This window comes from Amycolatopsis sp. NBC_00438 (genome assembly GCF_036026695.1).
In the GTDB taxonomy this organism is placed as follows: Bacteria; Actinomycetota; Actinomycetes; order Mycobacteriales; family Pseudonocardiaceae; genus Amycolatopsis.
Window position 1 is genome coordinate 281,857 of the sequence record NZ_CP107923.1, and the last position, 19,198, is coordinate 301,054.

22 protein-coding genes and 1 riboswitch are annotated in these 19,198 nt (G+C 71.9%); of the genes, 14 read left to right on the top strand and 8 right to left on the bottom strand.

All coding sequences use genetic code 11. The features are described from left to right. The first annotated feature begins 59 nt into the window (after positions 1 to 59). The 6 genes from rsfS to OG494_RS01230 all read left to right on the top strand — a co-directional run bounded on the left by rsfS (position 60) and on the right by OG494_RS01230 (position 5,903). Complete coding sequence (gene rsfS, locus OG494_RS01205) at positions 60 to 455, top strand: ribosome silencing factor (protein ID WP_247055190.1); 396 nt, start codon at positions 60 to 62, stop codon at positions 453 to 455. Beyond that, the gene (locus tag OG494_RS01210) at positions 452 to 1,066 is read left to right on the top strand and encodes a histidine phosphatase family protein (protein ID WP_247055188.1); all 615 of its coding nucleotides are present in this window, start codon (positions 452 to 454) and stop codon (positions 1,064 to 1,066) included. The genes rsfS and OG494_RS01210 overlap by 4 nt, the downstream gene beginning before the upstream one ends. 3 nt (positions 1,067 to 1,069) lie before the next feature. Next, positions 1,070 to 1,798 carry a diglucosylglycerate octanoyltransferase gene (gene octT / locus OG494_RS01215; protein WP_328451046.1) on the top strand — a complete coding sequence of 243 codons (729 nt, stop codon included), beginning with the start codon at positions 1,070 to 1,072 and terminating at the stop codon, positions 1,796 to 1,798. A gap of 4 nt (positions 1,799 to 1,802) precedes the next feature. Next, the gene (locus OG494_RS01220; RefSeq protein ID WP_328451048.1) at positions 1,803 to 2,666 is read left to right on the top strand and encodes a DegV family protein; all 864 of its coding nucleotides are present in this window, start codon (positions 1,803 to 1,805) and stop codon (positions 2,664 to 2,666) included. Between the two features lie 142 nt (positions 2,667 to 2,808). Beyond that, a complete protein-coding gene (locus OG494_RS01225) occupies positions 2,809 to 3,525 on the top strand; it encodes a ComEA family DNA-binding protein (protein ID WP_328451050.1) in 717 nt (238 codons plus the stop codon). Next, complete coding sequence (locus tag OG494_RS01230; protein ID WP_328451052.1) at positions 3,522 to 5,903, top strand: ComEC/Rec2 family competence protein; 2,382 nt, start codon at positions 3,522 to 3,524, stop codon at positions 5,901 to 5,903. The genes OG494_RS01225 and OG494_RS01230 overlap by 4 nt, the downstream gene beginning before the upstream one ends. A gap of 70 nt (positions 5,904 to 5,973) precedes the next feature. On the opposite strand, the gene thrC is transcribed toward OG494_RS01230, so the two are convergent. Next, positions 5,974 to 7,239 (bottom strand): threonine synthase, encoded by a 1,266-nt coding sequence (gene thrC, locus OG494_RS01235; protein WP_328451054.1) that lies wholly within the window; start codon positions 7,237 to 7,239, stop codon positions 5,974 to 5,976. A gap of 12 nt (positions 7,240 to 7,251) precedes the next feature. After that, positions 7,252 to 7,385: riboswitch (SAM riboswitch) on the bottom strand. Positions 7,386 to 7,521: 136 nt separating this feature from the next. Between thrC and holA the strand changes: the two genes are divergently transcribed. Next, positions 7,522 to 8,502, top strand: coding sequence for a DNA polymerase III subunit delta (gene holA / locus OG494_RS01240; RefSeq protein ID WP_328451056.1), 981 nt, complete (start codon positions 7,522 to 7,524; stop codon positions 8,500 to 8,502). A 51-nt stretch (positions 8,503 to 8,553) separates the two neighbouring features. Here the strand turns inward: holA and rpsT are convergent, their stop codons facing one another. After that, the gene (gene rpsT, locus OG494_RS01245; RefSeq protein WP_328451058.1) at positions 8,554 to 8,814 is read right to left on the bottom strand and encodes a 30S ribosomal protein S20; all 261 of its coding nucleotides are present in this window, start codon (positions 8,812 to 8,814) and stop codon (positions 8,554 to 8,556) included. Between the two features lie 363 nt (positions 8,815 to 9,177). Between rpsT and OG494_RS01250 the strand changes: the two genes are divergently transcribed. Further along, complete coding sequence (locus OG494_RS01250; protein WP_328451060.1) at positions 9,178 to 10,059, top strand: DMT family transporter; 882 nt, start codon at positions 9,178 to 9,180, stop codon at positions 10,057 to 10,059. Positions 10,060 to 10,082: 23 nt separating this feature from the next. Continuing rightward, positions 10,083 to 10,457 carry a VOC family protein gene (locus OG494_RS01255; RefSeq protein WP_328451062.1) on the top strand — a complete coding sequence of 125 codons (375 nt, stop codon included), beginning with the start codon at positions 10,083 to 10,085 and terminating at the stop codon, positions 10,455 to 10,457. Here the strand turns inward: OG494_RS01255 and OG494_RS01260 are convergent. Next, a complete protein-coding gene (locus tag OG494_RS01260; RefSeq protein WP_328451064.1) occupies positions 10,454 to 11,074 on the bottom strand; it encodes a class I SAM-dependent methyltransferase in 621 nt (206 codons plus the stop codon). The genes OG494_RS01255 and OG494_RS01260 overlap by 4 nt on opposite strands. A 115-nt stretch (positions 11,075 to 11,189) precedes the next feature. On the opposite strand from OG494_RS01260, the gene lepA reads away from it, so the two are divergent. Both lepA and OG494_RS01270 read left to right on the top strand, forming a co-directional pair. After that, positions 11,190 to 13,040: a translation elongation factor 4 gene (gene lepA / locus OG494_RS01265; RefSeq protein ID WP_328451066.1), complete on the top strand. Its 1,851-nt coding sequence runs from the start codon at positions 11,190 to 11,192 to the stop codon at positions 13,038 to 13,040. 132 nt (positions 13,041 to 13,172) lie between these two features. Beyond that, the gene (locus OG494_RS01270) at positions 13,173 to 13,742 is read left to right on the top strand and encodes a Uma2 family endonuclease (protein WP_328458845.1); all 570 of its coding nucleotides are present in this window, start codon (positions 13,173 to 13,175) and stop codon (positions 13,740 to 13,742) included. Here the strand turns inward: OG494_RS01270 and OG494_RS01275 are convergent. From OG494_RS01275 to OG494_RS01285, 3 genes are read right to left on the bottom strand one after another with little or no spacing between them, the layout of a single operon-like run. Beyond that, entirely contained in the window at positions 13,722 to 14,243 is a 522-nt protein-coding gene (locus OG494_RS01275; protein WP_328451068.1) for a PH domain-containing protein, read from the bottom strand. The two genes, OG494_RS01270 and OG494_RS01275, sit on opposite strands and share 21 nt — an antisense overlap. 20 nt (positions 14,244 to 14,263) lie before the next feature. Further along, on the bottom strand, positions 14,264 to 14,845 hold the full coding sequence (locus OG494_RS01280; protein WP_328451070.1) for a hypothetical protein: 582 nt from the start codon (positions 14,843 to 14,845) through the stop codon (positions 14,264 to 14,266). Positions 14,846 to 14,872: 27 nt separating this feature from the next. Next, positions 14,873 to 15,319 carry a pyridoxamine 5'-phosphate oxidase gene (locus OG494_RS01285; RefSeq protein WP_328451072.1) on the bottom strand — a complete coding sequence of 149 codons (447 nt, stop codon included), beginning with the start codon at positions 15,317 to 15,319 and terminating at the stop codon, positions 14,873 to 14,875. Between the two features lie 95 nt (positions 15,320 to 15,414). Here OG494_RS01285 and OG494_RS01290 point away from each other — a divergent pair, with 95 nt between their 5' ends. Next, positions 15,415 to 15,960 (top strand): hypothetical protein, encoded by a 546-nt coding sequence (locus tag OG494_RS01290; RefSeq protein ID WP_328451074.1) that lies wholly within the window; start codon positions 15,415 to 15,417, stop codon positions 15,958 to 15,960. A gap of 9 nt (positions 15,961 to 15,969) precedes the next feature. On the opposite strand, the gene OG494_RS01295 is transcribed toward OG494_RS01290, so the two are convergent. Further along, a complete protein-coding gene (locus OG494_RS01295) occupies positions 15,970 to 16,353 on the bottom strand; it encodes a histidine triad (HIT) protein (protein ID WP_328451076.1) in 384 nt (127 codons plus the stop codon). 24 nt (positions 16,354 to 16,377) lie between these two features. After that, the gene (locus OG494_RS01300) at positions 16,378 to 18,153 is read right to left on the bottom strand and encodes a family 20 glycosylhydrolase (RefSeq protein ID WP_328451078.1); all 1,776 of its coding nucleotides are present in this window, start codon (positions 18,151 to 18,153) and stop codon (positions 16,378 to 16,380) included. A gap of 106 nt (positions 18,154 to 18,259) precedes the next feature. On the opposite strand from OG494_RS01300, the gene OG494_RS01305 reads away from it, so the two are divergent. Together OG494_RS01305 and OG494_RS01310 are read left to right on the top strand one after the other, a co-directional pair. Then, positions 18,260 to 18,769 (top strand): MarR family winged helix-turn-helix transcriptional regulator, encoded by a 510-nt coding sequence (locus OG494_RS01305; RefSeq protein WP_328451080.1) that lies wholly within the window; start codon positions 18,260 to 18,262, stop codon positions 18,767 to 18,769. A 60-nt stretch (positions 18,770 to 18,829) separates the two neighbouring features. Beyond that, positions 18,830 to 19,186 (top strand): nuclear transport factor 2 family protein, encoded by a 357-nt coding sequence (locus tag OG494_RS01310; protein ID WP_328451082.1) that lies wholly within the window; start codon positions 18,830 to 18,832, stop codon positions 19,184 to 19,186. The last annotated feature ends 12 nt before the right edge of the window (positions 19,187 to 19,198 follow it).

Below are 19,198 nucleotides of genomic sequence, written 5' to 3' on the forward strand. Positions count from 1 at the left end.
GCGCCGCTGGTCGCGGCGGGTACCCTTCTCGGGCGAACCCGATCCGGAAAAGGAGCACCGTGACAGCCACGTCCGAGGCACGAGAGCTGGCCGTAGCGGCCGCACACGCGGCGGCGGACAAGAAGGCCAGCGACGTCGTCGTGCTGGACGTGTCCGAGCAGCTCGTCATCACCGACGCCTTCGTCATCGCCTCCGCGCCCAACGAGCGCCTGGTCGGCGCCATCGTCGACAACGTCGAGGAGCAGCTGCGGGTGGCCGGGCACAAGCCGGTCCGCCGCGAAGGCGCCCGCGAGGGCCGCTGGGTCCTGCTCGACTACGTCGACGTCGTCGTGCACGTCCAGCACGTCGAAGAACGCAGCTTCTACGGCCTCGAACGGCTGTGGAAGGACTGCCCGCGGATCGAGGTGGCCGGCCTCGAGGAGCCGCCCGCCGATGAGGACGCGGACGCCCGGTGAGCCCGCGGCGGCTGGTGCTCTGGCGCCACGGCGAGACGGACTACAACGCCGCCGGGCGGATGCAGGGTCACCTGGACTCGGCGCTGACCCCGGTCGGCTGGAACCAGGCTCGCTTCGCCGTCCCCGCGCTGGCCCGGTTTTCGCCGGACCTCGTGATCGCGTCCGACCTGCGCCGCGCGACCGACACGGCGACCGTGCTCACCGACGCCATCGGCGTCCCGCTGCGCATCGACAAGCGCCTGCGCGAGACGCACCTGGGCGAGTGGCAGGGGAAGACCGGAGCCGAAGTCGACGCCGAGTACCCCGGTGAACGCGCCCGCTGGCGCACCGACGCGACCTGGGCGCCGCCGGGCGGCGAGAACCGGCTCGACGTGGCCGAGCGCGCCGGCGAGGTCGTGTCCGACCTGCAGCAGGCCAACTCCGACGTGGGCGACACGGTGCTGCTCGCCGCGCACGGCGGGCTGATCATCGCGCTCACGGCGGGCCTGCTGAAGCTGCCGGTCGAGATCTGGCCCTCCCTCGGCGGGATCGCCAACTGCCACTGGGTCGAGCTCGGCCTGCGCGACGGCAAGTGGCGGCTGCACGCCTACAACGCGGGGATGACCGGCTAGCCGATGGGGCCACGCCTGGTGGTGTTCGGCGATTCGCTGAGCTTTCACGGCCCCGAGGGGCCCTGCGCCGCGGACGAGCCGCGACTCTGGCCGAACATCGCGGCGGCCGCCCTCGGCGGCACCGCCGACCTGGTCGCCGGGATCGGCTGGACCGCCCGCGACGTCTGGTGGTCGCTGACCGGCGATCCGCGGGTCTGGGCCGATCTGCACCACGTCGACGCCGTCGTGCTGGCGATCGGGAGCATGGACACGCTGCCTTCGCCGTTGCCGACCTACTTGCGCGGCGGGCTGAAGTACCTGCGGCCCGATCCGGTGCGGCGGGTGGTGCGCAAGGCTTATCTCGCCGCGCAGCCGCGGTTGTCGGTCGCGTTCCGCGGCCGGCCGCGGGTGCTGCCGGTGAAGCTGACCGTGCAGTACCTCGACACCGCCGTGGAAGCCTTGCGCGTCCTGCGTCCCGAGCTGCCGATCTTCGGGATGCTGCCGTCGGTGCACCGGGCCGCGGCCTACGGCGGCGTGCACACCGCGCGGCCGGCTGCCGAGGCCGCGATGAGGGCCTGGGGCGAGCGCGCCGGCGTACCGTTGCTGGACCTGAAAGAGGTCGTCGGCGAGCACGTGCTCAGCGGCGCGGGCAACCCGGACGGCATGCACTGGGGCTGGGCGGGACACGCCGCCGTGGGCGAGGCGATGTCCGTGTTGCTGGCACCGGTGGCGGCCCCCGGCCACGTAGGCTGACGGCGTGTCGGTCGCCGTAGTCACGGATTCCACTGCCCACCTGCCGGAGGGGTTCGCCGAACGGCACGAGGTCCGGGTGGTGCCGCTGCACGTCCTGGTCGACGGCGTGGTTTCCCTCGACGGCGTGGAAACCGGCCCGGCGGCGGTGGCCGAGGCGATGAGCCAGCGCAAGATCGTCACGACGTCCCGACCGACCCCGGCCGAGTTCGCGAAGGAGTTCCGCGCGGCGCTCGCCGACGGCGCGGACGCGGTCGTCTCCATCCACCTTTCCCGCGAACTGTCGGGCACCTGGGAAGCGGCGGTGCTGGCGGCGCAGGAGGTCGGGCCGGACCGGGTGCGCGTCGTCGATTCGCGCACGACCGCGATGGGCCTCGGGTTCGCCGCGCTGCACGCCGCGGACGCCGCCGCGGCCGGAGCGGATCCGAAGGCGGTCGAGGCGGCGGCGATGACCGCGGCCAAGTGCTCGTCGACGTTGTTCGTCGTGGAAACCCTGGAGTACCTGCGCCGCGGCGGCCGGATCGGCCCGGCGGCGGCGCTGCTCGGGACGGCGCTGGCGGTGAAGCCCGTGCTGCACATGTCCGACGGCCGGATCCTGCCGCTGGAGAAGGTCCGCACGATGAACCGGGCGATCGCGCGGCTGGTCGAGCTGGCGGCCCGGGCCGCGGACGACGACGACGTCGAGCTGGCCGTCCACCACCTCGCGTCGCCCGAGCGGGCGGTCGAGCTGGCGAACCGGCTGGAGGAGGCCGTGCCGCGGTCGGCGGGCTGCGTGGTCTCCGAGCTGGGTGCGGTGATCGGCGCGCACACCGGCCCCGGCGTGCTGGGCGTGGTCGTGCAGCGCACCGTGCCGGCCCGGCCGGACGCCTGACCCTCCAGCATCTCATCCGGGTACGACGAAAACGGCCGTTCCCGGACCGGTCCGGCGTGATCCGTCCACAACACCCCGGTTGTCCACAGGTCGCGACGGCACCCCTGTCGGACGCCTCCCCGCGGGCCCTAACGTCGATCGTGTGTTCGAGCAGCCCGCCCGGGATCCGGGCCTCCCCGTCAACGACCGGCTCGCCTGGCTGGCCGACCAGCTCTCGCCCGACGCGAGCACGGTCGGACCCGGCGGCCGGCTGGTCCGGCGCTGGCTCCCGGGCGGAGCGACCGGCGCGGGCCGGCGCCGCTGGGCGTTCGCCGGTGTCTTCCTAGCGGTCGTGGTGCTCGTCCTCGGCTCGGTCGCGCTGCTGGGCGGCCGTCCGGCGCCCGAGCCGCCACCACCGCTGCCCAGCGCGAAACCCGTGGGTGAGGCGCCGGCCGCGCCCAAGGCCGGTCTCGTCGTCAGCGTGGTCGGCCGCGTCCGGTCGCCCGGCCTGGTCACCGTGCCCCAGGGATCCCGGGTCGCCGACGTGCTGCGCGCCGCCGGGGGAGCCGACCCCGGCGCGGACCTCACGGCCGTGAACCTCGCCCGCAAGGTGACCGACGGCGAACAGCTCGCGGTCGGGATCCCGGCGCCCGTCGCGCCGCCCGGCGCCCCCGAAGGCGGCGGCGGGAAGGTCGATCTCAACGCGGCGTCCACGGACCAGCTGGACACCCTGCCCGGCGTCGGCGAGGTGATGGCCAAGCGGATCGTCCAGTGGCGCACCGAACACGGTGGCTTCACGAAAGTCGAGCAACTGCGCGACGTCGACGGCATCGGCGAAAGCAAGTTCGAAAAGCTGCGCGAGCAGGTGACGGTCGGATGAGCGCCCTTCCCGCGACCGACACCCGGCAGGACCTGCGCCTGGTCCCGGCGGCGCTCGCGTGCTGGCTCGCCGCCCTGGCCGGGCTGCTCTTCGGCTGGTGGACGGCGGTCGCCGTCGGTCTCACCGCGGCCGTGCTGGCCGGGGTACTGCTCTGGCGGGCCCGCAGCCGGTCGCGCGGGCTGGGCGCGGCGGCGGCGTTGCTGGTGCTCGGCCTGGTCGCCGCGGGTCCGATCGCCTGGCGGATCCACGACGCGGAGCGTGACGGCCTGCGCGCGGCCGCGGCCCAGGGCCTGCCCGCGAAGCTCGAGGTCGTCGTCGCGGAGCGGCCGAGGCCGGTGCGGAGCGCGGGGTACGCCGATCGGCAGGCGGGCGCCCGGTCCGTGGTGCTGACGGCCGACGTGCGCACGGCGTCCGTCGACGGGCAGCCGGTCGTCTCGTCCGGGCGGGTCCTGCTGCTCGCGCCGGTCACGGAGTGGGCGGGAATGGTACCGGGCCAGGAAGTTCTGGTGGCGGGCCTGCTGATGCCACCGCGTGGCTCGGATCTGACCGTGGCGGTGCTGTCCGTGTGTGGCCCGCCGGGCGAGGCGGGTCCGGCGCCGTGGTGGCAGGAGGCCGCGGCCGGGCTGCGGTCCGGCCTGCACGACCTGAGCCGGACCTTGCCGGAGGAACCCGCGGGGTTGCTCCCGGGGCTGGTACTGGGCGACACGAGCGCGTTGTCACCTCGGGTCGAGCAGGAGTTCGTCACGGCGGGCCTGGCTCACCTGACCGCGGTCAGCGGGGGAAACCTTGCCGTCGCCTGCGGTGCGGTCCTGCTCCTGCTGCGGGTGCTCCGGCTGGGCCCGCGGTTGTCGGCCGTGGCGGCGGGCCTGTGCCTGGCCGGGTTCCTGGTCCTGGTGGGCCCGGAACCGAGCGTGCTGCGCGCCGGGGTCATGGCGGCGGTCGCGTTGCTGGCCTTGGCGCTGGGACGGCGAGGTTCGGCGCTGCCCGCGCTGGCCTTCGCGGTGTGCCTGCTGGTCGTGGCGGATCCGGCGATGGCCACGGACTTCGGGTTCGCCTTGTCGGTCTTCGCCACCGCGGGGCTGGTTCTGCTGGCTCCGCGCTGGGCCGGCGTGCTGGTCCGCCGCGGCGTCCCGCCGGGCTTCGCCGAAGGGCTGGCGATCCCGCTCGCCGCCTTCGTGGTGACGGCGCCGGTGCTCGCCGGGATGGCGGGCACGGTGAGCCTGGTGTCGGTGCTGACCAACGTGCTCGCCGCGCCCGTCGTCGCCCCGGCGACGGTGCTCGGGGTACTGGCGACGGTCGCCGCGCCGTGGTGGCCGGGTGCCGGGACGTTCCTGGTGCGCCTGGCCGGCCCGGAGGCCGAGTGGCTGATCTTCGTGGCGCGGCACGGCGCGCGGGCCCCGGGCGCGGTCGTGGCCTGGCCGGCCGGCTGGGCGGGCGCGCTGCTCGCGGCGGCCGTGCTCGCGGTGCTCGTGTTCGCGGTGCGGTACCGGCGGGTCCGGCTGCTGCTGGCGGTGGTGATCGTCGGCGCGCTGCTGGTGTTCGTACCGGTGCGGGTGCTCGCGCCGGCGTGGCCTCCGCGGAACTGGGCGATGGTCGAATGCGACGTCGGCCAGGGCGACGCGGTCGTGCTGGCGACGGCCGAGCCGGGGCGGGCCGTGGTGGTGGACACCGGGCCCGAGCCGGGGCCGGTCGACGAGTGCCTGCACCGGCTCTCGGTCGACCGGATCCCGTTGCTGGTGCTGAGCCACCTGCACGCCGACCACATCGGCGGGCTCGCGTCGGTCTTCGACGGCCGGTCGGTCGGTGGCATCGCCGTCGGGCCGGGGCGGACGCCGGAGTGGGCGTGGCGGCAGGTCGCCGAGGAAGCGTTGAGCCGCCACGTGCCGCTGGTGGAACTGAGCCCGGGTGAGCGGGTCGACCTGCCCGGGCTGGCGCTCGACGTGCTCGGGCCGACCTACGTGCCGGAACGCCCGGCCGGTCGGCAGGACGGCACGACGATCAACAACAGCTCGGTCGTCCTGCGGGCCGAGACGGCGGCCGGGCGTGTGCTGCTGACCGGTGACGTCGAACTGGCGGCCCAGGCGGACCTCCTGGCCGACGTCGGAGATCTGAAAGCGGAGGTGCTCAAGGTGCCCCACCACGGTTCGCGGTACTCGCTGCCGGCGTTCCTCGCCGCGGTGGCCCCGCGGGCGGCGCTCATCAGCGTCGGCGCGGGCAACACCTACGGTCATCCCAGCAAGTCCACAGTGGACACGCTGTCGGCGCTCGGCGCCCTGGTGACCCGGACCGACACGGACGGCGACACGGCCGTCGTCCCGGACCCGTCAGGGCCCGCGATAGCCCGGCGGGGTGAGCCACGAGGGCCGCCTCGCCGCTGACTTGATTCCGTTGCCCGGCAACGCGTTCCCGCCGGGGGCAAGCCTGGGCTCGCCCCCGGCGGGGGAGACGTCAGTAGCCGAGGGCCTGGTTCACGGCCGCGGCCGACGCCGGCACGGTGGCCTTGGGGCCCACGTGGTTCTCGATGGCGTCGAGGGTCTTGAGGCCGTCGCCGGTGATGAGGAGCACCGTCTCGGCGTCCGGGTCCAGCTTGCCCGTCTCGACCAGCTTCTTCGCCGTGGCGACGGTGACCCCGCCGGCCGTCTCGGTGAAGATGCCCTCGGTGCGGGCCAGCAGCCGGATGCCTTCGACGACCTCTTCGTCGGTGACGTCCTCGATCGAGCCGCCGGTGCGGTTGACGATGTCGAGCACGTACGGGCCGTCGGCCGGGTTGCCGATCGCCAGCGAGCGGGCGATGGTGTCCGGCTTCACCGGCTGGACGACGTCGTGGCCGGCGCGGAACGCGGCCGAGACCGGCGAGCAGCCGGTGGCCTGGGCGCCGAACACCTTGTATGGGCTGGCGTCCACCAGGCCGAGCTGGCCCAGCTCGCGGAAACCCTTGTCCACCTTGGTGAGCTGCGAACCGGAGGCGATCGGCACGACGATCTGCGGCGGGATCCGCCAGCCGAGCTGCTCGGCGACCTCGAAGGCGAGTGTCTTCGAACCCTCGGAGTAGTACGGGCGGACGTTGACGTTCACGAAGGCCCAGCTCGGGTGCTCGCCGGCCAGTTCGGTGGCGAGGCGGTTGACGTCGTCGTAGTTGCCGTCGACGGCGATCAGGTCGCCGTCGTAGACCGCGGTGGTGAGGATCTTGGCGCGTTCGAGGGACTGGGGGATCAGGACGACCGACTTCCAGCCCGCGCGGGCCGCCGCGGCGGCGACGGCGTTGGCCAGGTTGCCGGTCGAGGGACAGGCGAGCACGTCGAAGCCGAACTCGCGGGCCGCGGCCAGCGCGACGGCGACGACGCGGTCCTTGAACGAGTGCGTCGGGTTGCCGGTGTCGTCCTTGACCCACACGCGCTTGAGGCCGAGTTCCTTGGCCAGGCGGTCGGCGCGGATCAGCCGCGTCGCGCCGGGCTCGGTGTTCGGGATCTCTTCGACGTTGGACGGAACCGGGAGGAGCTTCTTGTAGCGCCAGATGTTCTTGGGGCCGGCCTCGATGTCTTCGCGACGGACGCGGCCGAAGTCGTAGGCGACCTCGAGCGGCGAGAAGTCTTCGGCGGAGACGAACTCGGGGGCGAGCGGCTGCCGGTGGCCCTCTTCCTTCGACACCAGTTCGACGGCCGGTCCGAGATCCGGGGTCTTGGTGGTGGAGGTCGTGCCGAGGGTTGCGGTCATCGCGAGGTTCCTTCCTCATCTGCCCCGCCGAAGCGGGCCGGAATTGGCACCGTGGTCGTCAGCTATCCCGCGATCGCGGGATGACAGGCTGTACGCCGGTTGCCGGGGCTTCGTCGGGCCGTTCCCTCTGCCCCTCTGGATGAGCGGTATTCAGTTGTCGGTGCGCGCCAAAGAGCGCGCCGCCTCCAGGACACCGTACGACATGGTGCTCGAGGCGTGCCATGGTGCCCGCTCGACATCACCGGAGCGGGCGCACCGGGAAGCAAGTGAGAGGATTCCCGGGTGACCGCGCAAGCCACCGCCCCGGCCCCGCTCCACCTGGTCCTGGGTGAGGAAGAACTGCTGATCGAGCGGGCCGTCCGCGAGACGCTGGCCGCGTCCCGCGCGATCGACGCGACGGCGGAGCTGACGCGGGCCCGGGTGTCCGATCTCACAGCGCCCGAGCTGGCCGAACTCGTCAGCCCGTCGCTGTTCAGCGAGGGCCGGGTGATCGTCCTCGAGTCGGCGCAGGACATCTCGCAGGAGCTGGCCGACGCCGTGGCTTCGTACCTGAAAGACCCGGCGGACGGCATCGTGCTCGTCGTCGTGCACACCGGCGGTGGACGCAGCAAGGCGGGCAAGACGCTCCCGGCGGTGCTGAAGAAGGCCGGCGCCGAGGTGACGGAGTGCCCGAAGCTGACCAAGCCCGCCGAGCGGGAGCAGTTCGTCCGCCACGAGGTGCGCCGGGCGGGTGGCAAGATCGACCCGGCCGGGGTCGCGGCCCTCATCGACGCCGTGGGCTCCGACCTGCGGGAACTCTCCTCGGCGGCGATGCAGCTCGTGGCGGACGCCGGCGGGGTCGTCGACGCCGACGCGGTCCACCGCTACCACCGCGGCCGTGCCGACGTCACCGGGTTCGCGGTGGCGGAGAAGGCCGTGAGCGGCGACCGCGCGGCGGCCCTGGAGTCGCTGCGCTGGGCGATGCAGCTCGGCGTCCCGCACGTCCTGGTCGCCGACGCGCTGGCGGACGCGGTCCGCACGATCGCCCGCGTCTCCGGCGCGGGCCGCGGCAACCCGAACCAGCTGGCCGGGGAGCTGGGCATGCCGCCGTGGAAGGTCCGCAAGGCCCAAGGCCAGTCCCGCGGCTGGAACCAGGACGGCCTGGCCACCGCGATGCGGGTGGTCGCGCGGCTGAACGCCGAGGTCAAGGGCGTCGCGGCGGACCCGAACTACGCGCTGGAACGCGCGGTCCTGCAGGTGGCGGCGGCCAAGGGCGACCGCTGATCATGAAGAAAGCCCCGGCCGGGGCCGGGGCTTCTCCAGAGATCAGGCAGCTCAGAGCGAGTTGACGCGCTTCGCGAGCGCCGACTTCTTGTTGGCGGCCTGGTTGGCGTGGATGACGCCCTTCGAGACGGCCTTGTCCAGCTTCTGGGCGGCGTCGCGCTGCATCTCGACGGCCTTGGCCTTGTCACCGGAGTCAGCGGCTTCGCGGACCTTGCGGATCGCGGTCTTCACCGAGGACCGGATCGCCTGGTTGCGCTGACGCGCCTTCTCGTTCGTGGTGATGCGCTTGATCTGCGACTTGATGTTGGCCATGAGGCGCTCCTGCTTTCACTCGGTGAGCTTCGCCGCCGCGCTCGTGTGGCCCCGCGAAAGCGGGTTTCCTCCATGACGGAATGCCGCACGGCAACGAGCCACGACTTTAACAGCCCAGCTCCGGCCGCCCGCGACCGCGTCCTGCGAGGCCCGGATCACCGGGAGTACGGTGGACGGCGGTAGTGCCTAGGGTTCCGTCACCGGTCCGCCCGCAGTTCGAGTCACACCAGCGAGACAACCAGGAACCGGTGGGTCTGGTCCGAGCGGCACCATCGGCGGGTCCGGAAGGCCCGCCGTTCATCTGACGGGGCAAAAGCCTGGAGGACCCGGTTTTCGCGCGCGCGAAAACCCCTAAGGGGTCCTGTGAACACCACCGCTCTGTCCCTCGTCCTCGTCGCGGCCGTCGTGCACGCCGCGTGGAACCTGGCCGCCAAGCGGATCGAATCCGGCGGCACCCAGTTCGTCTGGCTCTACTACACGGTTTCCGCCGTCGCCCTGCTGCCGGTGACGGTCGTGCTGCTCGTCGTCGAGCCGCAACGTCCACAGTGGAGCTGGCTGCTGGCCGCGGCGGGCACGTCGGTGCTGCACGTCGGGTACGGCATCGTGCTGCAGCGCGGCTACCGCGTCGGCGACCTGTCCGTCGTCTACCCCGTCGCGCGGGGCACCGGGCCGCTGCTGTCGGTGCTGGCCGCCGTCCTGGTGCTCGGCGAACGGCCCGGCTGGCTCGGCCTGCTCGGCGCGTTCCTGGTGATCACCGGGGTGCTGGTGATCAGCACCGGCCGCCGCGGTGGCGCCGCGCACGACCCGGCCGCCGCGAAGGCACGCCGCGCCGGGATCTTCTACGGCGTGCTGACCGGCCTGACGATCGCCGGTTACACCCTGTGGGACGCGCACTCGGTGACCGGCATCGGCATGCCGCCGGTCGTGTACCTCGGCCTCGGCACGCTCATCCAGAGCGCCTTGCTCCTGCCCAGCGCGCGGGCCGGCCGCGCCGAGGTGACGCGGCTCTGGCGTGACCAGCGCCGCGAGGTGCTGATCGTCGGGCTGCTGTCGCCGATCGCCTACATCCTCGTGCTGTTCGCCCTGACGATGGCGCCGGTCAGCCTGGTGGCGCCCGCCCGGGAGCTGAGCATCGTGCTGGGCGGCCTCGCCGCGTGGCTGGTGCTGGGCGAGCGGGACGCCGTGCGGCGGCTGGCCGGGTCGGTGATCGTGCTGTCCGGCATCGCCGCGATTGCGGCGGCCTGAGGACCTCCGGTAGGGATGGTCGGATGGAAGTCCTGAAGAGCCGGCTGCTGATCCGCCCGCGGGACGTCGAGGCGACGACCGCGTTCTACCGCGACACGCTCGGCCTGGCCGTGGAGCGTGAGTTCCCCGGCGGCACGGTGTTCTTCCTGGGCCACGGCTCAGTGGAGGTGTCCGGCTCGGGCGAGACGGGCGCGTCGCCCGATCTGGTGCTCTGGCTGCAGGTGCGCGACCTGGCCGGCGAGCTGGCCGGGCTCAGGGCGAAGGGCCTGACGCCGGTGCGGGACGCCCAGCGTGAGCCCTGGGGCCTGGACGAGGCCTGGATCGCCGATCCCGACGGCACGCGCATCGTCCTGGTCGAGGTGCCGGAGGGGCACCCGATCCGCACGGACACCCGCTAGGCGGGTTTGACGGCCCGCAGCTGCGCGGCGAGCGCGGTGAAGCCGGGTGGTTCCCAGGTCCACGTCTGCAGGTCGGCGAAGCCCGCTTCGGCGGCTTCGTCGGCCAGCACGTGCCTGCTCACGGGCAGCCACTTCTCGTGCGCGGACAGCAGCAGCCGGCCACCCGGGCGCAGGACCCGGAACAGCTCGGCGAAGCCGGCCGCGCGGTCGTCCCAGAGCATGACGTTGTTCACGGTCAGGACGACGTCCACGGACTCGCCGGGCTCGCCGGTGTGCGCCGCCGACCCCTCCCGGAGTTCGGCCTGGTCACCGCAGCGTTCGTGGCACAGGGCCAGCATCTCGGGGGAGGGGTCGACGCCGATCGTGCGCCCGGCCAGCCGGGCGGCGGCGTGCAGGCCGACGCCGGGGCCGGGCCCGACGACCAGGACGGTCTCGTCCGGTTCGAGCTTCGCCAGGTCGACGACGCGGTGTTCGGTGGCGGAGTTGCCCCGGGCCATGAGCCGGCCGCCGAGGCGGCCGAGCACGCCCGAAGGGTGACCGAAGGCACGGTCGAGGACACGGCCGAAACCGTCCGGATCCGGCTGGGGAGGTGGTGCCGGCTGGTGCGAAGTGCTCATACTTCGAGGGCACCACGGTTCACGTGGGCTCGCATCGGGGATGACCCCCACCCGCACCCGGAGCGCCATGGGAGCATGGACGTGGCCATCCCCGACTTTCCGAGGACTCATTCGAGTGACAGCGCGCAACAAGTTCGCCGACACCACCTTCACGCCTCCGGAGCTCATCCGGAACTTCTGCATCATCGCGCACATCGACCACGGCAAGTCCACCCTGGCCGATCGCATGCTGCAGCTCACCGGCGTCGTGGAAGAGCGGGCCATGCGCGCGCAGTACCTCGACCGGATGGACATCGAGCGCGAGCGCGGGATCACCATCAAGGCCCAGAACGTCCGGCTGCCCTGGCAGGTCGACGGTCAGGACCACGTCCTGCACATGATCGACACCCCGGGCCACGTCGACTTCACCTACGAGGTCTCCCGGGCCCTGGAGGCCTGTGAAGGCGCGGTCCTGCTGGTCGACGCCGCGCAGGGGATCGAGGCCCAGACCCTGGCCAACCTGTACCTCGCGCTGGAGAACAACCTCCAGATCATCCCGGTGCTCAACAAGATCGACCTGCCCTCGGCCGACCCGGACAAGTACGCGGGTGAGCTGGCCCACATCATCGGCTGCGAGCCCGACGACGTGCTGCGGGTCTCGGCCAAGACCGGCATGGGTGTCGGCGCGCTGCTCGACGAGGTCGTGAAGATGGTCCCGGCGCCGCAGGGCGACGCGGACGCGCCGGCCCGCGCGATGATCTTCGACTCGGTGTACGACACCTACCGCGGCGTCGTCACCTACATCCGGGTGGTCGACGGCAAGATCACCCCGCGTGAGCGCATCAAGATGATGTCCACCGGCGCCACCCACGAGCTGCTGGAAGTCGGCATCATCTCGCCGGAGCCGAAGGCCAGCAAGGGGCTCGGCGTCGGCGAGGTCGGCTACCTGATCACCGGCGTGAAGGACGTCCGCCAGTCCAAGGTCGGCGACACCGTGACGTCCGAACGGCACGGCGCCAAGGACGCGCTCGCCGGGTACCGCGAGCCGAAGCCGATGGTCTACTCCGGGCTCTACCCGGTGGACGGCTCCGACTACCCCGAGCTGCGCGAGGCCCTCGACAAGCTCCAGCTGAACGACGCCGCGCTCGACTACGAGCCGGAGACGTCGGTGGCGCTGGGGTTCGGCTTCCGCTGCGGCTTCCTCGGCCTGCTGCACCTGGAGATCACGCGGGACCGGCTCGAGCGCGAGTTCGGCCTCGACCTGATCTCCACGGCGCCGAACGTCGTCTACGACGTGGTGCTGGACGACGGCAAGGAAATCCACGTCACCAACCCGTCGGACTGGCCGACCGGCAGCAAGATCGACAAGGTGCTCGAGCCGCTCAGCAAGGTCAGCATCCTGGCGCCGTCGGAGTTCATCGGCACGATCATGGAGCTGTGCCAGAACAAGCGCGGCCAGCTGCTCGGCATGGACTACCTGTCCGAGGACCGGGTCGAGCTGCGGTACAACCTGCCGCTGGGCGAGATCATCTTCGACTTCTTCGACACGCTGAAGTCGCGTACGCGCGGTTACGCGTCGCTGGACTACGAAGAGGCCGGCACGCAGGCGGCGGACCTGGTCAAGGTGGACATCCTGCTGCAGGGCGAAGGTGTGGACGCGTTCTCCGCGATCGTGCACAAGGACGACGCCTACGCCTACGGCAACCGGATGGTGAACCGGCTGCGCGAGCTGATTCCGCGGCAGAACTTCGAGGTGCCCATCCAGGCGGCCATCGGTGCCCGGATCATCGCGCGCGAAACGATCCGCGCGATCCGCAAGGACGTTCTGGCGAAGTGCTACGGCGGTGACATCTCGCGTAAGCGCAAGCTGCTGGAAAAGCAGAAGGAAGGCAAGAAGCGGATGAAGACCGTCGGCCGGGTCGAGGTCCCGCAAGAGGCTTTCGTCGCCGCACTGTCCACTGAGGACTCCGGCAAGAACAAGAAGTAACTGTTCCGCTGATGTGACGCCGGCGCCTGTATTCACGCTTCCGTGTGAATGCAGGCGCCGAACCCGTGTTCGACGCCGTTTCTGTCGGTGCCCTCTGGTGTGCTCTGGTGCGAAGAGCGAAAGGAGAGCACCATGACGGTCATGGCAGACATCGAGCATCCCGCCGATTCGGGCCCCCTGACGGTGCAGGACCTCGAGGGGATGCCGGACAATGGACGACGTTGCGAACTCATCGACGGGGTGCTTGTCGTGACGCCCGCACCGGGGAGACGGCACCAGGCGATCGTCGTGAGACTGTGGAGGGTCCTCGAAGTCGAATGCCCGCCTCAGTTCGACGTACTCGTCGCGCCGTTCGCGGTTCACTCGGGCGACAAGATCGAGCTGCAGCCTGACGTACTGGTCGGCCGGGACGAAGACTTCACCGAGAAGGATCTCCCGGCGCCGCCGGTGCTGGCGGTCGAGGTGTTGTCGCCGAGTACTGCGATCCACGATCTCAACACCAAGAAAGCGATCTACGAGCGGCTTGGCACGCACAGCTACTGGGTGATCGACCCGGCCGAGCCCGCCTTGACGGTGTTCGAGCTGGACGTGGACGGGAACTACCAGCAGGTGGCCAAGGCCGCGGGTGACGAGGTCTTCGAAGCCGAGCGGCCGTTCCCGGTGCGGATCGTGCCGCGGGAGCTACTGGGCCGGCTCGGCTGAGCCCGGCTGCTCCTGGGCCTGGCGCACCGCGTCGCGCAGCTCTTCGACCACGCCGGTGAACTCGGTGGGCCCGAGCTTGAGCCAGCGCCGGGTGCTCATCCGCTCGCCCTGCGGAGGGTGGTCGTAGCGCACCACCTGGGTCTGGATCCGCTCGTCGGCGGCGGTGACGATCCAGAGCGCGGTGTAGGAGGTGTCGGCGCCGAGGTGCTGCGCGGGCGCGGTCGTGACGTCGGCGACTTCGGACCACGGCAGCTCACGGACGGCGAAGAACTGCCGGAGGCGGAGTCCGTTCGGACCGGCCTGGATCCCCGAGAGAGCACTCAACGCCATCACCACGCCGGCGACGGCGATGAAGACGAGGAGAAAAATGGCCTGAGGTACGTGTCCGAGGGAGAGCGACACCCCGATCAGGGCGAGTCCGATGGCGCCGAGCACGACGGCGTTGCGCTTCGCGAGATGCCGGTGCGCCTCGGGAGGTGAGATGCGCTGCCATTCGCTCATGGCGGAAGTATGCCCGAGCGTCAACGGCGCCGGGGGCGGGGTTCGCCGCGGGTGTCGGCGTGCAGCCGGCGGTGGCCCAGTTCGCGGCGCAGGCGCTCGATCACGGCGTCGAACAGGGCCGGATCGAGGATCGCGGTCTGGTCGAACTGCCGTCTTCGGGCCGGCGCGGGTTCGAGACGTTTGCGCGGCGCGAAGCACTGCACCGAGCTCTCGACGCCTTCGCCGGTGACCAGGTCGAGCCAGATGGCGTCGCGCAGGTAGCCGTCGCCGAAGCGGGCCGAGCGGCGGGCGGTGACGTCGGCGATCTCGGCCCACAGCACGAGCCGGGTGCTCATCGTGCCCGCGGGCAGGCGGATGCCCTCGTCGCCGAGGGTGAGGTCGCGCAGGCCGTCGAACCCGCGCTTGAGCACGCGGGCGCGCGAGGCCCGGTAGACCAGCACGGCGACGAGTACGGACGCCGCGTAGGCGCCGGCGATCAGCCAGACGGAGAGGCCGCGCACCAGCCCCAGGGCGAGGGCCGCGCCGAAGCCCGCGTCGATGACGGCGAGCAGGCCGATGAGGACCTTCGCCGGGGTGGTGACGCGGGGCGGGGACTCGGACAACGGGACGACTCCTGGGGCCGGACGGGCTCAGCGGTTGCCGATTATCCGGTCCGCCGTCACGAACACGGCAACCCGCCGCTCTTCGGCCATCACGCGGTCGTACTCGGCCCAGTCGTCGTGGGTCCCGGTGGCGGCGATGAAGACGTCGCGAAGCAGCTTCGGCAACCCGGCGGCGTCGAAGGCCGGGTCGGGGTCGTCCGGCCCGATCAGGTGGGTGGCGCCGGTGACGGAGTGCCAGTTCCAGCCGCGCCGGAACGTCACGGTGGCGTGCCCGGCCAGCCGCAGCAGCGCGAGCTTGTGCGCCCGGCCGAGGGCGACGAAGGCGACACCCGGCGCCCCGGTCACCGGGTCCTCGAACACCCCGGCGTTGACGACGGAGGAGTGGACGGTGCCGTCGGCGCGCGTCGTGGAGATGGTGGCGAGGCCGTTTTCCTGCAGCGACAGGGTGCGAACCTGCTCGAGATCAGCGCTCATGCCTCAAGCTAACCCTGTCGCCGCGCCGGGTGTTCCGGTTTCACGGGGTGGAGTGCGGCCTTGACTGTCCGCAGCGGCGGGGGAAACCTCGTCCCATGCGGCTCGGCATCGCGCACCACTTCGGGTGGGCCGTGGCAGTGACGGCGTCGGCCGACCACCGGGTCGTGGACCGCCGGCGGATCGAGCTGGTCGAGCCCGGCGTGGCGGCGGCCCCGATCCACCACGACGGCAAGCACCTCGACGACACCGCCGCGGCCGACCTGGTGGCGAAGGTGCGCGCATCGGCGGCCCGGGCGGCATCGGCCGAGCTGGACCGGCTCGCCGCCGCACTGCCCGAACCGATCGTGTCGATGTCGCTCAGGGCGTGGCCGCCCGATTTCCCCGAGGACATCGAGGTCCGGCGCCGCGTGCCGTACGAGGCCCGCGCCGACTCGGTCATGTACCGCCAGGTCCTGGCCGAACTCGCCCACGCCCGCGGCTGGGAAGTGCACCTCTACGAGGCCAAGGACGTCGAGCGTCAGGCGGGCGCGGTCCTGGGGTCGCGAGCCGGCGAAGTGCTCAACGGCCCGCGGGCGGCACTCGGCCCGCCGTGGACCAAGGACCACCGAATGGCCTTGGCCGCGACGATCATGGCCGGCTGAAGCAGGCCCTCAGCCGGCCGCACAACCCGGCCGGGTCCCGGGCGGCGCGCCCGGCCGGTCGACGTCCGGCCGGCCGTTCCCGGCCGGCGTGCCGCGGTGCCGGCCGAAGACGTGCTGGTGGACGTGCGCCCGCGACGAAGGTGTGCACGGACTCCGGATCGAACTGGCGCGCAGTGCCCGCGCCGCCACCCAGACCGCCCGCGCGATCGCCTCGTCTTCGGCGAGCTCGTCGAGGCCCGCGACGTGCCGCCGAGGCTCGACGAAGAGACAGCCGAGCAGATCGGGCTCGGCCCGATGGGTGACGGCAACCTGGTCGTCGGACCGGACCTCCGGACTCGCGAGCGGCCCGCCACCCCGGTGCTTGGCACAGATCGGGCAGGGCCCGGCCGGCACCGCAGACCGGCGGCCGCGGCCGGGTCAGCAGGGGCCGTTGTCCGTCCACACTCCCCACTGGCCCGTGGTTCCCGGCTCTTCGCCCTGCGTCCACCACTTCGCCGTCCACTTGTGGCCGTTGTGGGACACCACGGTGCTGCCTGTGTACACCTGCGACGCGCTCCACGCCGGGTCCGTGCAGGTGCCCGGGGTCGTCGTACCGCCCGTGTCCCACGTGACCTGCGATGAGCGGTAGAAATTGATCGACTGGGCCACCCAGCGGGGCGCCTGGGCGCCCAGGCGGGTGCGGAACGCCGTCCAGTCGTGGGTCGCCCACGGGGACCAGCCCAGCTCCGCGTGGGCCGCCAAGCGGGGGAAGGCGAGGTAGTCGATGTCCGCCGAGGTGACCACCGTTTCCGCCCACAGCGGGGATTCCACGCCGCGGACCGCGGACTCGCCCACGCCCGACAGGTAGGCGCCCGGGTTCCAGTTGTAGGCGTCCTGGACCTCGATGTAGCCCGCCCACGACAGGCCGATCGGGGTTGCGCTGTTGTACTTCATGTCCAGGTAAGCCTTGTTCGCCGGCGACAGGATCACCTTGCTGCCACGGGAAACCGCCGCCGATACCCCCGCGTCCGACGTGGACGTCCCCCAGAACTGCGGGGAAGCCGACGCGGGCAGCGTCGCCTTCGCGATGTCGTGCCAGCCGATCGCGGACTTGCCCGTGGCCGCCACCAGGGGGAGGACCTTGTTCACGAACGTCAGGTAGTCCGCCGCCGACGTCGACGAGGCCTCGTCGCCGCCGATGTGCAGGTACGGGCCCGGGGTCAGGGCCGCCAGCTCGCGCAGGACGTCCGCGATGAACGTGTACGTGATGTCCTTCGAGATGCACAGCGAGCTGTAGCCGACCGCCGTGTCCGTCCGCAGCGCCGGCGCGACGCCGTTGCAGTTCAGCTCCGCGTACGACGCCTGCGCCGCGTTCACGTGCCCCGGCATGTCGATCTCCGGGATGACCGTGATGTGCCGCGAAAGCGCGTAGTTCACGATGTCCGTGTACTGCGCCTTCGTGTAGTAGCCGCCCGCGCCGCCGCCGACCTGGGTGCTGCCGCCGTACGTCGTCAGGCGCGGCCAGCTGTCGATCTGGATGCGCCAGCCCTGGTCGTCGGCCAGGTGCAGGTGCAGATTGTTGATCTTGTACTGGGCCAGCTGGTCGAGGTAGCGCTTGACCGTCGCCACCGGGTGGAAGTGCCGGGCGACGTCCAGCATCGCGCCGCGGTAGCCGAACCGCGGGTAGTCCACGATCGTCGCGCCCGGGACGCTCCACGGCCCTGGCTGCGCCGACGGGCTCTCGATGCTCCCGGGCAGCATCTGCCGCAACGTCTGGACGCCCGCGAAGAGACCATCCGCCGTCTGCGCCCGCACGGTGACCGACGACGCCGTCGACACGAGCTGGTAGCCCTGGGCCCCGACGCTGGACGGCGCGCCGCTGAGCAGCAGCGCGATGCTGTCGGCGGGCACGGACGCCGGGGCGTCGGACACCGGCAGCGCGTAGCCGGTCGAACGGCGCAGCACGCCGCCCAGGTAGTCGCCGACGTCCTTGGCCTGCGCCGATCCGGCTTCCGTGACGATCTTCGTCGTCGAAACCAGCGGGAAGGTGACCCCGGTCGCCGGGGTCACCGACACCGGCACCGGGACGATCGACTGCAACGCGGGCGTGGCCGCGGTGGCGACGGGAGTGAGCTGGGCGGCCGTCGTGGTGGCCCCGACCAGGGCCACTACGGCGAGAGCGCGGCCGAGACGCCGCGCGCGGGATGTCTTCACCGGGTCCTCCTGGCGGGAAGGGCGCGACATCACCGTCGTGCCTGCCCGGATCGTCGCATTTCTGCTGTCGATGGTCTAGACCAGAGCGGGTGGTTAAGCTCGCGCGGTGCCGCGGGACTTCGAGCCGGGATCGCCGTTCGCGCTGCTTTCCGGCGGCGAGACGGCCGTCTGGTACGCCTACATGAAGGTGCACCTCCGCCTCGAGTACGAGCTGAACCGGCAGCTGCGCGCCGACAGCGGCATCTCGCTCGCCGACTACCACGTGCTGGTCGCCCTGACGAGCGAGCCCGGCGGCCGGATGCGGATCACCGACCTCGCGATCCGCATCGGCTGGGAGCGCAGCCGGCTTTCGCACCACCTGAAGCGGATGCGCGAGCGCGATCTGGTGGAAACCGGTGTCAACCCCGAGGACCGCCGGGCCGTCGACGTGGTGCTCTCCGAGGCCGGCTGGGAGACGCTGCGCCAGGCCGCGCCGGGCCACGTCGAGTTCGTGCGCGAGGCTTTCCTGGATGCCCTCGAGCCCGGTGAGATGGCGCGGCTGGCGACCTCGCTCGAGCGGGTCTACGACGCTCTCGTCGAGCACGGCAGCCTGCCGCGGCCGAACGACCACCCCTGATCCAGATGCGTGATGTTTCACGTAATGTGGTGCTCGATCCGCTCGAGAAAAGGGTGTGCGATGACGACGGTGGCCGAGCTGATGGAAGCCAACCTGCTCCAGGTCTTCAACGAACGGGATGACGAGCGACGTGCGAAGGTGATCGCCGCGACTTACGCGACCGACGTCGCGTTCGCCGATCCCGAAGGGGTGGCGACCGGGCACGGCGAACTGGACGCCAAGGCCAAGGGCCTGCTGGACCGGTCGCCGGGGTTCGTGTTCTCCGCGGCCGGGCCGGTGCTGGTCAACGCCGACCTGGGCCACCTGGCCTGGGCTTTCGGCCCGGAAGGCGCGCAGCCGGTCGCGCGGGGGATCGACGTCGCCCTCGTCGAGGACGGGCGCATCAAGAAGCTCTACACCATGCTCCTGCCGGACTGAGCCGGATTAGGC